Genomic DNA, 12,661 nt, shown 5'->3' with positions numbered 1-12,661 from the left:
GGCCGCTTCTGACAGACGAATTTCTGTCCCATCCATGGACTTTCGCTTCGTGAAGGATGACAACGTCCTTGGATCCCCGCTTTCGCGGGAATGACGGCAGGGGGGATCATGGTGGCGCCTCCGCCGGCGCGTCCTGCACGTTGTGCTTCCTGTGCGCCGCGCCCATCTTGTCCGCCACTTCCTTGGGCATGTAGGTCTCGTCGTGCTTGGCCAGCACGTCCTCGGCCACGAACACGCCGCCCTTCATCCGCCCGGTGGCAACCACCGACTGCTTCTCGCGGAACAGGTCGGGGAGGATGCCGGTATAGACCACCGGCAGGCGCGCGTCGCCGTCGTCGACGTCGAAATGCGCTTCCATCGAGCCCGGTGCGCGCTTGAACGAACCGGCTGCGACCATGCCGCCGAGGCGGAAGCGGGCCTCGCCGTTGCGCACATTGTCGCCGGCGGAACCGCCCAGCACTTCGTGCGGCGTGTAGAGGTAGGCGACGTTGCGCTGCAGCGCCATCGCGACCAGCGCGGTCGCTAGACCGGCGGCGGCCAGCAGGGCGAGGATCAGCAGCAGGCGGCGTTTGCGGGTGGGGTGCATGGCGTCCTGGTCAGTCCCGCGACAGCGGGAGTTCCGGATTCTGGGAGGGCGCGGCCTGCCGGCGCGCGTTGCGCAGCTTCGCCGCGCGCAGGGCGGCGCGGATTTGCAGCTTCGGGACCAGCCAGTCCCACAGCAGCATCAGGGCGAACACCGCGTAGGCGGCAATGACGTAGTCGCGGTAGCTCATGGCGACGCCTCGGCCACGCCGCCTGCCTTGGCAGGCGAACCGGCGACGCGCGCCACCCAGTCCTTGCCGGCTTCGCGGCGCAGGTTGTCGGCGCGGGCGCGTGCCAGCAGCGAGCCGACGAACCACAACTTGGTGCCCATGATCATCCACACCAGCGGCCACAGCATGCTCGGGTCCATGTGCGACTTGCCGAACAGGCTGATGGTCTGGCCCTGGTGCAGCGAGTTCCACCACACCACCGACCAGCGGATCACCGGCAGCAGGGCGACGCCGACGATGGCGAGTAGGCCGGCCGCGCGGGCGGCGTTGCGGCGGTCGTCGATGGCCGCGTACAGGCCCATCACGCCGAGGTAGAGGAACAGCAGGATCAGTTCGGTGGTCAGGCGCGGGTCCCAGTCCCACCAGGTGCCCCACATCGGCTTGCCCCAGATCGAACCGGTGGCCAGCGTGACGAAGGTGAAGGCGGCGCCGGTGGGCGCGCAGGCCATCGCCAGGATTTCGCAGAGCTTGATCCGCCAGATCAGCGCGATGGCGGAATAGAACGCCATCAGCCCGAACACCGCCATGCTCATCCAGGCGGCCGGGACGTGGATGTAGAGGATGCGGAAGCTGTCGCCCTGCTGGTAGTCGGCGGGCACCGCGAACAGCGCGCCGTACGTGCCGACCAGCATCGCCAGCAGGCCCAGCAGCCACGCCCAGGGCGTCCAGCGGGCGGCGAAACGGTCGAAGTACGGGGGCGAGCCGAGTTGGTGGAACCAGCGGATCAGCGGGGACATCGTGGCCTTTGCGGGAGCGGCAGGAAGGCGGCCGCGGGCGATCCCGGCAAGGATACCAGCCCGCACGGACGGCATCGACGCGGCCGCGTCGCGGGGGCGCCCCCGCGACACGGCGCGGTATCGCTTACTGGACCTGGATGCTGCCCTGCATCAGGGCCAGGTGGCCCGGGAAGCTGCAGAAGAACTTGTACGGGCCGCCGTCCTTGATCTTGGCGACGTCGAAGGTCACCGACGCGGATTCGCCGCCGCCGATGATCTTGGTGTGGGCGATCGCGCGGGCGTCGCCTTCCTTGACGTGCTCGGCCGGGTTGGAGGCGCCGTCGGCGGCGATGCCGGCCATGTCGGCTTCCTTCGCGATCACCACGTTGTGGCCCATCACGTTGGCGGCCATGGTGCCGACGTGCTTCAGGTTGATGGTGAACTGGGTGCAGGAGGCCGGCACGGCGATCGAGTCGGCGTTGTACTGCATCGCGTCGTTGGACTCGATGGTGGTGGCGCAGTTCTCGACCGTGGCGGGCTTGGTGCTGGCGGCGGCCGGCGCGGCTTCCGCGGGGGCGGCTTCGGCCGGGGCCTCGGCGGGCGCTTCCGCGGCCGGGGCGGCGTCGGCGGGCGCGGCGGTATCGGCCGGGGCCGACTTGTCACCGCAGGCGGACAGGGCCAGCGCCAGTGCGCTGACCAGCAGGATGTGACGGGACTTCATTTGCGGATGCTCCATGAAGGAAACGTGGGGCTGGCCGCGATGGCCAGGCGCGCCATTGTCTGCCGCGTCTGGTTAAAAAGACATTGATCCAACTCAAGAATGCGCGATGCGCAGCGCGGCGGCAGCGGTGATCGGTGCCAGCGCCAGCGACAGCGCCAGCCCCGCGCCCAGCAGCAGCAGCGCGCCGACCGCGTCCAATCCCTGCGCGTCGGCGGCCACCGCGCCAGCACCGAACACCAGTACCGGCACGTACAGCGGCAGCGCCAGCAGGGCGACCAGGATGCCGGCGCGGCGCATGCCCACGGTCAGCGCGGCCACCACCGCGCCGAGCAGGCTGAGGATGGGCGTGCCCAGCAGCAGCGAGGCCATCAGCACCGGCAGCTGCGCGCGCGGCAGGTGCAGCAGCTCGCCCAGCAGCGGCACCGCCACGATCAGCGGCAGCGCGGTGGTCAGCCAGTGCATCAGGGTGCGCACCAGCACCAGCCACCACAGCGGCACCGGGGCCAGCATCCATTGCTCCAGCGAGCCGTCCTCGGCGTCGCCGCGGAACAGGTTGTCCAGCGCCAGCAATCCGGCCAGCAGCACCGCCAGCCACAGCACCGCCGAGGCCACCGGCGCCAGCGATTTCGCCTCGCCGCCCAGTCCGAGCGCGAACAGCACCACGGTGAGCAATGCGAACAGCGCCGGTTGCAGCGCATCGCCGCGCCGCGTCCACAGCAGTTGCAGGTCGCGGGACACCAGCGCGCGGGCGGCTTGCAGCATCATGCGGCAGCCCTCGCCAGTTCCAGCAGGCGGGTCCGCACCGGCGGCGCCGCGTACGCGCCGTGGGTGGTGATCAGCGCCGCGCCGCCTTCGTGCAGATGCGCCTGCACCATGCGGTTGACCAGGTTGATGCCGTCCAGGTCGAGGTTGGCGTAGGGCTCGTCCAGCAGCCACAGCGGTGCGGGCGAAAGCCATTGGCGGGCCAGCCCGAGGCGTTTCTTCTGTCCGGCCGAGAGCGTGCGCAGCGGCGCATCCTCGTAGCCGCCCAGCCCGACGATGGCCATGGCTTCTTCCGGCGCCTGCGCACCGCGGCGGCCGTGCAGGCCGCAGAGATAGCGCAGGTTCTGCAAGGCCGACAGGTCGGCCTTCAGCCCGGCAGGTGGCCGAGGTAGGCGATGTGGCGGGCGCGCGATTCATGCCGCGCGGGCAGACCGTCGATCTCCACCGCGCCGGCTTCGGCCCGCAGCAACCCGGCCAGCACGCGCAGCAGGGTGGTCTTGCCCGCGCCGTTGCCGCCCTGCACCAGCAGCGCCTCGCCTGCATCGACGACGAAGTCCAGCGGCCCGAACACCGGCGTCTCGTCGCGCGAGAAGGCGAGGCCGCGCGCGGCGAGCAGGGGGCGAGGGGACGCGTGGGCTTCGGACATGGGCCGTCGATTCTACCGGCATGGCCTGCCGTCACGTGCCGCGCCTCCGGGATTCCGTAAACTTCGTGCATCCATCCGCAAAGACATGGCGATGCACCCCGAAACCAAACTGCCGAAGGTCGGCACCACCATCTTCACCGTGATGTCGCAGCTGGCCGCCGAGCACGGTGCGGTCAATCTCGGGCAGGGGTTTCCTGACTTCCCGGTGCCGGCGCGGCTGGTCGATGCGCTGTCGCGGGCGATGCAGGCCGGCCACAACCAGTATTCGCCGATGACCGGCATCCCTGCGCTGCGCCAGGCGATCGCCGACAAGACCGGGCGCTGCTACGGCTGGAAGCCCGACGTCGATGCCGAGATCACCGTCACCAGCGGCGCCACCGAGGCGATCTTCAACGCCATCCACGCGGTGGTGCGCGCGGGCGAGGAGGTGATCGTCCTCGATCCCTGCTACGACTGCTACGAGCCCGCCATCGAACTGGCCGGCGCGACCGCGGTGCACGTGCCGCTCGATCCCGCCACCTTCGCGCCCGACTGGGACGCGGTGCGCGCGGCGATCACGCCGAAGACCCGCCTGCTGATGGTCAACAGCCCGCACAACCCGTCCGGCGCGATGTTCGGCGCCGCCGACATGCAGGCGCTGATCGGCCTGCTGCGCGGCACCGACATCCTGCTGCTCAGCGACGAGGTGTACGAGCACATCGTGTTCGACGGCGCGCGCCACGAATCGGCGCTGCTGTACCCGGAACTGCGCGAGCGCGCCTTCGTGATCTCCAGCTTCGGCAAGACCTACCACTGCACCGGCTGGAAGGTGGGCTACTGCATCGCGCCGCCGGCGCTGTCGGCCGAGTTCCGCAAGGTGCACCAGTACAACGTGTTCTGCACCTTCAACCCGGCGCAGCACGCCTTCGCCGAAATGATCGCGCAGGAGCCGGAACACTACGAAACGCTGGGCGCGTTCTATCAGGAAAAACGCGACAGCTTCCGCGCGCAGCTGCTGAAGACCAAGCTCAAGCCGCTGCCGGTGCCGGGCGGCTATTTCCAGCTGGTGGACTATTCGGCGGTCAGCGATCTGGACGATCTGGCCTTCGCCCGCTGGCTGACCGAGGAGCACGGCGTCACCGGCATCCCGCTGTCGCCGTTCTACGCGAAGCCGCCGGCGGGGCAGCGCCTGCTGCGGCTGTGCTTCGCCAAGAGCGACGAGACGGTGAACCGCGCCATCGAACGCTTGTCCAAGCTGTAACGCCACGACGCCGGAGGCCGCCATGCAGGCCGAAAAAACCATTGCCCTGTTGTTCGCACTGCTGCTGACCGGCGCGGCGGCACTGCTGGGATGGCGGGCGCTGCACGCCCGTCCGATGACGCCGGCAACCGGAGGAACGCCCGTGAACGCGCAACATCTGCAGGACATCTACTTCGGCATGGGCTGTTTCTGGGGCGCGGAAAAGCGCCTGCGCGCGGTGCCGGGCGTGGCCGGGGTCGAGGTGGGCTACGCCGGCGGCGATGCGCCGAAGGCTGGCTACCGCGACGTGCTGGAGCAGGAAGACCAGCTCCGCGCCGGCCGCAACCACGCGCGCAACCACGCGGAAGTGGTGCGGGTGCGCTACGACCCGAAGCGGCTTGACCTGATGACGCTGCTGGCGGCGTTCTGGGAGAACCACGATCCCACCCAGGCGGACGGGCAGGGCAACGACATCGGCAGCAACTACCGCAGCGCGATCTATTACACGACCGACGCGCAGAAGACGCTGGCCGAGCAGAGCCGCGACATCTACCAGCAGAACCTGACCCAGGCCGGCTTCGGCAGGATCACCACCGAGATCCTGCCGGTGCGCAATTACAACCGCGCCGAGGAATCGCATCAGGACTACCTGCTGAAGAATCCGAACGGCTACTGCGGGCTGGGCGGCCTGGGCATCAAGTATGGCCTTGGGGCCGGCGGCACCGCCTATCCCGCGCTGGACGGCGCGACGCTGGCGCGGAGCGCGCAGCTGGTGGTGTACGAGGCCGAGGACTGCCCGTACTGCGAACGCTTCGAGGCCGACGTGCTGAAGACGTGGAAGGCCGACGTGCCGTTCGCGCGCACCCGTTCACAGCAGGCGCCCACCGGCTGGTCGCTGGCGAAGCCGCTGCTGGCGACGCCGACGATCGTCCTGTTCAAGGACGGCAGCGAAGTCTCGCGCTTCACCGGCTATGCGGGCGACGCGAAGAAGTTCTGGCAATGGCTGGGCTTTCACCAGCTGACGCCGGAGCAGCAGCGAATCGCCTTCGACAGCGGCACCGAGCTGCCCGGCACCGGCGCGCATCTGAACGAGGCGCGCCCGGGCACCTACTTCGACCCGATCAGCGGCGCGGCGCTGTTCCGCAGCGACGCCAAGTTCGACAGCGCCTGCGGCTGGCCCAGCTTCTTCGAGCCGATGGAAGGCGCGCTGGAGTTCCTGCAGGACGACAGTCACGGCATGCACCGCATCGAGGTGCGCAGCCGCAGTTCCGGCATCCACCTGGGCCACGTCTTCGACGACGGCCCGCCGCCCACCGGCAAGCGCTATTGCATCAACGGCAACGTGCTGAAGTTCGTGCCGGACCCGCCGGCGAAGACATGACGATTCCGAGGATTCCCTTCCCATGCACGACCTCCGCGTCTCCATCGTCCAGGGCGACACCCGCTGGCACGATCCCGCCGCCAACCGCGACTACTACGCCCGCCTGATCGCGCCGCTGCACGGACTCACCGACCTGGTGGTGCTGCCGGAAACCTTCACCAGCGGGTTCTCCAACGAGGCCATCGGCAGCGCCGAGGGCATGGACGGCCCGACCGTGGCGTGGCTGCGCGAGCAGGCATCGACGCTCGGCGCCGCGGTCGCCGGCAGCGTGCAGCTGCGCACCGGCGACGGGCCGCTTCAAAACAATGTTTACAACCGCATGCTGTTCGCCACGCCGGACGGCGCGCTGGCGCACTACGACAAGCGCCACCTGTTCTCCTTCGCCAAGGAGCACGAGCGCTACGCGCCGGGCGACGGGCGCGTGGTGGTGGAATGGAAGGGCTGGCGCATCCTGCTGCAGGTCTGCTACGACCTGCGCTTCCCGGTGTTCTCGCGCAACCGCTTCGACGCCGCGCGGGTGGGGCAGGCCGACTACGACCTGGCGCTGTACGTCGCCAACTGGCCGTCGGCGCGCGCCTATCCGTGGAAGACGCTGCTGCGCGCCCGCGCCATCGAGAACCTCTGCTACGTGGTCGGCGTCAATCGCGTCGGCAGCGACGGCAACGGCCTTCACTACAGCGGCGACAGCGCGGTGATCGACTTCCTCGGCCACCCGGCCAGCGAGTGCATGGACGAGGAGGTGGTGGTCACCACCACGTTGCAGGCGGCGGAGCTGCTGGCGCACCGGCAGCGCTTCCCGGCGCTGCGGGACGCCGACGGCTTCGCGCTGGAGGCTTGACCGGCATCATGGCGAACGTGAATGGCGTGGAGTGCAATGCGGCGATGCCTGGACACGGCGAATACAAGATGCCCGGCGGCAAGCTGGTCGTGGCCGACGTGGAGATCGCCGGCGACCGGCTGGCGCGGGTCGCGGTGAGTGGCGATTTCTTCCTGGAACCGGACAGCGCGCTCGACGCCATCAACGCCGCGTTGACCGGCCTGCCGCGGCATAGCGATGCGGAGGCGCTGGCGGCCGCGGTGCAGGCCGGCCTGCCGCCGGACACGCTGATGTACGGCATCGCGCCGGAGGCGGTGGCCGTGGCGGTGCGCCGCGCGATCGACGGCGGGGCGGAGGCATGAGCGAGGCCCGCTGGCGCGAGTTCGACTGGCGGCTGATCCACGCCGGCCCGCAGCCGCCGGCGCTGCACATGGCGCTGGACGAGGTCATCACCGACGAAGTGGCGGCCGGCCGCCGTCCGCCGACGCTGCGGGTCTGGGAATGGGCCTCGCCGGCGGTGGTCATCGGCCGCTTCCAGTCGCTGCGCAACGAGGTCGATCCCGAGGGCGCCGCGCGCCACGACATCGAGGTGGTGCGCCGGGTCACCGGCGGCGGCGCGATGTTCATCGAGCCGGGCAACACCATCACCTATTCGCTGTCCGCGCCGGAATCGCTGGTGGCGGGGATGTCGTTCGAGCAGTCCTACGCCTTCATGGACGCCTGGGTGCTGGCGGCGCTGCGCACGCTGGGCATCGAGGCCTGGTACCAGCCGCTGAACGACATCGCCTCGCACGCCGGCAAGATCGCCGGCGCCGCGCAGATGCGCCGCGGCAAGGCGGTGCTGCACCACGTCACCATGGCCTACGACATCGACGCGGCGAAGATGCTGGAGGTGCTGCGGATCGGCCGCGAGAAGCTGTCCGACAAGGCCATCCAGAGCGCCAACAAGCGGGTCGATCCGCTGCGCAGCCAGACCGGGCTGCCGCGCGGCGAGGTCATCGCGCGGATGATCGACACCTTCCGAAGCGCCCACGGGCTTGCCGACGACGCCGCCAGCGCGGACGAACTGGCGCGCGCCGAAGCACTCGCGCGAACGAAATTCGCCACGCCGGCGTGGACGGCGATCGTGCCCTGACCCTCAGCGCTGACGGCGGCGTTACGCGCGCCGCCCTAGCATCGCGTTTGCGACCGATATTCGACCTTCCCCACGAACCAGGAGTCCAGCCATGTCCAGCGTCACCCTGAAAGGCAACCCCGTCCGCGTCGGCGGCAACCAGCCGGCCGTCGGCGACCTCGCGCCCGCGTTCCGGCTGGTCGGCGTCGACCTGTCCGACCGCGGCCTGTCCGACTTCGCCGGCAAGCGCAAGGTGCTGAACATCTTCCCGAGCGTCGACACCGGCGTCTGCGCCGCGTCCGTGCGCCATTTCAACAAGGACGCCACGGGCCTGGAGAACACCGCGGTGCTGTGCATCTCCGCCGACCTGCCGTTCGCGCAGGCGCGCTTCTGCGGCGCCGAGGGCATCGAGAACGTGACCATGCTCTCGACCATGCGTGGCCGCGAGTTCCTGCGCGACTACGGCGTCGCCCTGGAAGACGGCCCGCTGGCCGGCGTCGCCGCGCGCGCGGTGGTCGTGCTGGACGCGCAGGACAAGGTGCTGCACGTGCAGCTGGTGCCGGAAATCACCGAGGAACCGGACTACGCGGCGGCGTTGGCCGCGCTGGGATAAGCCGCTGCATCGCGGCGGGCGGATGCCCGCCGCTTCGCCGTCGCCGACCTGATCGCCATCAAGGCGGCAGTGGACGCGGCGGCTAGAATGGTCGCGAGATGCGCAACCGCCTGTTCCAGTTCCGGATGACCCTGCTCGCGCTGGCGGCGATCCTGCTGCTGGCGCTGCTGCCCACGCTCGGGCGGCTGGCGCAGGCCGGGCAGGGCGCGGCGGCCGGGGCGTGGACGCAGCTCTGCACGATGTCGGGCATGAAGCTGGTCAAGCTGCCGCCGTTCTCGATCGGCCAGCCCGCCGCGCCCGCGCCGGACCACGGCGGCTCGGACTGCGACTACTGCCCGCTGCTGTCGATGCTGACCCTGGCGGTGGCGGTGGCGGCGCTGGTGCTGGCGCTGCTGGGCTTCGCGCCGGTGACGCCGGCGCCGCGGCGCATCCGGCCGCCGCGGATACGCCTGCATCCTTCCGGCCTGGGTTCGCGCGGGCCGCCCGCGCACTCCGAAATCGCGCTCTGACCGTTCGCGGCCAAACGGCCGCGCGTCCGCCGCTTCCGGAGTTCTCCCATGCCGTTCCTTTCCGACGCGATGCCGCGCGCATCGCGCATGGCGTGCGCCATCGCCGCCGTGCTGCTGTCCCTGTTCTGCGCGTCGACCACCGCCGGCGACGCCGATTCCATCCTCACCCTCGACAAGCTGCAGGTGCGCGGCCTGCAGCCCACCTCGCTGCCGCTGCACATCCCGACCACCAGCGAGGGCATCAGCGGCGAGCAGGTGCGCGAGCGCATCAACGCCACCGACGCGCAGGACGCGCTGAAGTATTTCCCCAGCCTGCTGGTGCGCAAGCGCTACATCGGCGACTACGACCATGCGGTGCTGGCCACGCGCGCCTCGGGCACCGGCAACAGCGCTCGCTCGCTGGTGTACGCGGACGGCATCCTGCTGTCCAACCTGCTGGGCAACGGCGCGACCTTCACCCCGCGCTGGGGGCTGGTGTCGCCGAACGAAATCGAGCGCGTGGACGTGCTGTACGGCCCGTTCTCCGCCGCCTATTCCGGCAATTCGGTGGGCGCGGTGGTCGATTACGTGACGCGCATGCCGGAGCGCTTCGAGGCGCACGCCGCCGTGTCCTACACGCACGGCGGCTTCCGCCTGTATCGCGACGAGGCCGACGACACCGCGACCGGCGTGCAGGCGTCGCTCGGCAACCGCTGGGGCGCGCTGTCGGCGTGGCTGTCGCTGAACCGGCTGGACAGCTCGGCGCATCCGATCGCGTTCGCCAACGTGGCGGCGTCGGCGGGCGGCAGCGGTGCGGGCACGCCGGTGACCGGCGCGGTGGCGGAGAAGAACAGCAAGGGCCAGGACTGGTATCTGCTCGGCGCAACCGGCCAGACCGATACCGTGCAGGACCTCGCCAAGCTCAAGCTGGCCTGGGACATCGATGCCGACACGCGTCTGAGCCTGCTGCTGGGCCAGTGGCGCAACGACGCGGCGCGCGGCGTGCAGAGCTATCTGCAGGATGCGGACGGCAACGCGGTCTACAGCGGCCCGGTGCTGATCGACGGCAAGCGCTACGCGATCGCGCCCACCGCGATGGCGCCCCAGCGCGCCGACCAGCGCCATGTGATGCAGGGCCTGTCGCTGCGTCACGCCGGTGCGGGCGCGTGGGACTACGCGCTCGCCTACAGCCGCTACGACTACGCGCGCGACCTGCTGCGCTCGCCGGGCGTGGCCCTGCCGGCGGCGGACGCTGGCGGCGCGGGCCGCATCGCCGATGGAAACGGCACCGGTTGGACGACCGCCAGCGCCTCGGCGAGCTGGCGGGCAACGGAGGACGACACCCTGGAGTTCGGCCTGCAGGACGAGCGCTTCCGCCTGCGCAGCGAAGTCTTCGACACCGACGACTGGCGGGCTGGTGCGCCACGGCAGCGCTCGTCGCTGTTCGCCGGGCGCACGGCATTGCGCGGTGCCTATCTTCAGCACAGCCGCCGCTGGTCGCCGCGCTGGAGCAGTGTGCTCGGCCTGCGCGGCGAACGCTGGTCTGCGCGCGACGGCGCGCTGGGCGATGCCGTCCGCACCTTCGCTTTCCAGCGGCGTGCGGAGGCCGCGCTGTCGCCGAAGGGCGCGGTCGAATACGCGGGCGGCGAGGACTGGTCGCTGAAGGCGTCGATCGGCCGCGCGGTGCGCTATCCGACCGTCAGCGAGCTGTACCAGGGCTCGATCGCCGCCGATGCGGTGGTCAACAACGATCCCGCCCTGAAGCCGGAGCGCAGCGTCACCTCGGAGCTGTCGTGGGTGCGTGGCCTCGACGGCGGCACGCTGCGGGCGACGCTGTTCCACGAGCGCACCCGCGACGCGCTGTACAGCCAGACCAATGCCACCGTCGCGCCGGTGGTGACGAACATCCAGAACGTCGGCGCGATCCGCACCACCGGCGCGGAGCTGGCGCTCAGCATGGCGGGTGTGCTGCGCGAGAACCTCGACCTGGACGCCAGCCTCACCTTCGCCGATTCGGTGATCCGGGAGAACGCCAACTTTCCCGCCAGCGTCGGCAAGCGCCAGCCGCGCGTGCCGCGCTGGCGCGCCAACGTGCTGGCGACCTGGCATGCGGGCGAGCGGTGGGACGTCACCGCCGGCCTGCGCTACAGCGGCGAGCAGTTCAACCAGCTCGACAACAGCGACATCCACAGCCAAGCCTACATGGGCACCAGCCCGTTCCTGGTCGCCGACGCGCGGCTGCGCTACCGCCACGATGCGCACTGGAGCGCGGCGCTGGGCGTGGACAACCTCGGCGGGCGGACGTACTGGAACTTCCACCCGTACAACCAGCGCACCTGGACGCTGGAGGTGCGCTTCGACCGGTGACGCGGATTACTTCGCGGCGAAGGCCGCGAAGCCGAGCAGGAAGCTTGCGAGCTGCTCGCGCGCCTTGTCGTCGGCCAGATCGCCGTCGCCGTCGAACGCCTGTCCGGCGCGCGACACCATCAGCTTCTGGCCGCTCCACAGGCGCACGCCGAGCGTCTTCAGCACCGGCAGCCAGTGCGCCTGCGACAGGATGGTGCCGAAGCCGCCGGGCGAGGCGCCGATCAGCGCGAACGGGCGTTCGCCGAACACCCGCGGGATGTCCGCGGGCGGGCGCGAGCACCAGTCGATGGCGTTCTTGAACACGCCGGGCACGCCGTTGTTGTATTCGGGCGTCGCCAGCAGCACGCCGTCGCTGGCGGCGATCCTGTCCTTCAGGGCGGCGACCGCGGCGGGGATGCCCTCGCTCACCTCGACGTCGCCGTCGTACAGCGGAATGCCGTGCAGGGTGGCGATGTCGAGGTCGATGCCATCGCCCGCCGCTCGCTGCGCGGCGCGCAGCAGGGCGGTGTTGAACGAGCCGGCGCGCAGGCTGCCGGAAATGCCGAGGATGCGGGTCATGCGCGGGCTCCGGTGGATCAAATGGATCAAACGAGGGCGCTGATGATGCGCACGTCGCCGGTGAGGGCCTTGTGGATGGGGCAGGCGTTGGCGATCTGCAGCAGGCGCTCGCGCTGCGCGTCGTCCAGTTCGCCCAGCAGTTCGATCCGGCGCGCGATGTCGGTGCCGGACGCCGGTTTGCCGTCGGGGTTGAAGGCCAGCTCGACCTGCACCCCCGCCAGCGGCCACTGCTTGCGCCGCGCGTACATCGTCAGCGTCACCGCGGTGCAGGCGCCGAGCGCCGACAGCAGCAGGTGCTCCGGCGACGGGCCGGCATCGCTGCCGCCGGCGTCCGGCGGCTCGTCGCCCAGCCAGCGATGGCCGCGCTCGTCCTCCAACTCGACGGTGTAGGGCGTGGCGCCGATGCGCGCGCGGACGGTGGACACGGCCATGCGGGTTCTCCTGCTT

Annotated in this window: 16 protein-coding genes and 1 pseudogene; 8 read left to right on the top strand and 9 right to left on the bottom strand. The window is 70.4% G+C overall.

Annotated elements, in window-relative coordinates; all coding sequences use genetic code 11:
• Positions 1 to 106 precede the first annotated feature (106 nt).
• The 7 genes and pseudogenes from ccmE to H9L17_RS16250 all read right to left on the bottom strand — a co-directional run.
• The gene (gene ccmE / locus H9L17_RS01730) at positions 107 to 586 is read right to left on the bottom strand and encodes a cytochrome c maturation protein CcmE (protein ID WP_187570664.1); all 480 of its coding nucleotides are present in this window, start codon (positions 584 to 586) and stop codon (positions 107 to 109) included.
• Positions 587 to 596: 10 nt separating this feature from the next.
• The gene (locus H9L17_RS01725) at positions 597 to 773 is read right to left on the bottom strand and encodes a heme exporter protein CcmD (protein WP_187570663.1); all 177 of its coding nucleotides are present in this window, start codon (positions 771 to 773) and stop codon (positions 597 to 599) included.
• The gene (locus H9L17_RS01720) at positions 770 to 1,549 is read right to left on the bottom strand and encodes a heme ABC transporter permease (protein WP_187570662.1); all 780 of its coding nucleotides are present in this window, start codon (positions 1,547 to 1,549) and stop codon (positions 770 to 772) included. Before H9L17_RS01720 ends, H9L17_RS01725 begins: the two co-directional genes overlap by 4 nt.
• A gap of 124 nt (positions 1,550 to 1,673) precedes the next feature.
• Entirely contained in the window at positions 1,674 to 2,249 is a 576-nt protein-coding gene (gene azu, locus H9L17_RS01715; protein ID WP_187570661.1) for an azurin, read from the bottom strand.
• Between the two features lie 93 nt (positions 2,250 to 2,342).
• Complete coding sequence (gene ccmB, locus H9L17_RS01710; RefSeq protein WP_187570660.1) at positions 2,343 to 3,014, bottom strand: heme exporter protein CcmB; 672 nt, start codon at positions 3,012 to 3,014, stop codon at positions 2,343 to 2,345.
• On the bottom strand, positions 3,011 to 3,361 hold the full coding sequence (locus H9L17_RS16255) for an ATP-binding cassette domain-containing protein (protein ID WP_425507374.1): 351 nt from the start codon (positions 3,359 to 3,361) through the stop codon (positions 3,011 to 3,013). Before H9L17_RS16255 ends, ccmB begins: the two co-directional genes overlap by 4 nt.
• Before the next feature lie 86 nt (positions 3,362 to 3,447).
• Positions 3,448 to 3,549 (bottom strand): annotated as a pseudogene (locus H9L17_RS16250) (ATP-binding cassette domain-containing protein); the annotation flags it as partial.
• Between the two features lie 199 nt (positions 3,550 to 3,748).
• On the opposite strand from H9L17_RS16250, the gene H9L17_RS01700 reads away from it, so the two are divergent.
• The 8 genes from H9L17_RS01700 (at position 3,749) to H9L17_RS01665 (ending at position 11,656) form a co-directional block, all read left to right on the top strand.
• On the top strand, positions 3,749 to 4,897 hold the full coding sequence (locus tag H9L17_RS01700) for a pyridoxal phosphate-dependent aminotransferase (RefSeq protein WP_187571817.1): 1,149 nt from the start codon (positions 3,749 to 3,751) through the stop codon (positions 4,895 to 4,897).
• 22 nt (positions 4,898 to 4,919) lie between these two features.
• Positions 4,920 to 6,257 carry a peptide-methionine (S)-S-oxide reductase MsrA gene (gene msrA / locus H9L17_RS01695; RefSeq protein WP_187570659.1) on the top strand — a complete coding sequence of 446 codons (1,338 nt, stop codon included), beginning with the start codon at positions 4,920 to 4,922 and terminating at the stop codon, positions 6,255 to 6,257.
• A 22-nt stretch (positions 6,258 to 6,279) separates the two neighbouring features.
• The gene (locus H9L17_RS01690) at positions 6,280 to 7,095 is read left to right on the top strand and encodes an amidohydrolase (RefSeq protein ID WP_187570658.1); all 816 of its coding nucleotides are present in this window, start codon (positions 6,280 to 6,282) and stop codon (positions 7,093 to 7,095) included.
• Positions 7,096 to 7,103: 8 nt separating this feature from the next.
• Positions 7,104 to 7,436 carry a lipoate-protein ligase small subunit gene (gene lplB, locus H9L17_RS01685; RefSeq protein WP_246455141.1) on the top strand — a complete coding sequence of 111 codons (333 nt, stop codon included), beginning with the start codon at positions 7,104 to 7,106 and terminating at the stop codon, positions 7,434 to 7,436.
• Positions 7,433 to 8,209, top strand: a complete 777-nt coding sequence (locus tag H9L17_RS01680; RefSeq protein WP_187570657.1) for a lipoate--protein ligase family protein — start codon at positions 7,433 to 7,435, stop codon at positions 8,207 to 8,209. The genes lplB and H9L17_RS01680 overlap by 4 nt, the downstream gene beginning before the upstream one ends.
• Before the next feature lie 91 nt (positions 8,210 to 8,300).
• Positions 8,301 to 8,801: a thiol peroxidase gene (tpx, locus tag H9L17_RS01675; protein ID WP_187570656.1), complete on the top strand. Its 501-nt coding sequence runs from the start codon at positions 8,301 to 8,303 to the stop codon at positions 8,799 to 8,801.
• A 98-nt stretch (positions 8,802 to 8,899) separates the two neighbouring features.
• Complete coding sequence (locus H9L17_RS01670) at positions 8,900 to 9,310, top strand: DUF2946 family protein (RefSeq protein ID WP_187570655.1); 411 nt, start codon at positions 8,900 to 8,902, stop codon at positions 9,308 to 9,310.
• A 48-nt stretch (positions 9,311 to 9,358) separates the two neighbouring features.
• Positions 9,359 to 11,656, top strand: a complete 2,298-nt coding sequence (locus tag H9L17_RS01665) for a TonB-dependent receptor (RefSeq protein WP_223158072.1) — start codon at positions 9,359 to 9,361, stop codon at positions 11,654 to 11,656.
• A 6-nt stretch (positions 11,657 to 11,662) separates the two neighbouring features.
• Here the strand turns inward: H9L17_RS01665 and H9L17_RS01660 are convergent, their stop codons facing one another.
• Entirely contained in the window at positions 11,663 to 12,214 is a 552-nt protein-coding gene (locus H9L17_RS01660; protein WP_187570654.1) for an NADPH-dependent FMN reductase, read from the bottom strand.
• Between the two features lie 26 nt (positions 12,215 to 12,240).
• Complete coding sequence (locus tag H9L17_RS01655) at positions 12,241 to 12,645, bottom strand: OsmC family protein (RefSeq protein ID WP_187570653.1); 405 nt, start codon at positions 12,643 to 12,645, stop codon at positions 12,241 to 12,243.
• Positions 12,646 to 12,661: the final 16 nt, after the last annotated feature.

This window comes from Thermomonas brevis (assembly GCF_014395425.1).
In the GTDB taxonomy this organism is placed as follows: domain Bacteria; phylum Pseudomonadota; class Gammaproteobacteria; order Xanthomonadales; family Xanthomonadaceae; genus Thermomonas; species Thermomonas brevis.
This window is presented reverse-complemented; position numbering and strand designations above follow the sequence as displayed.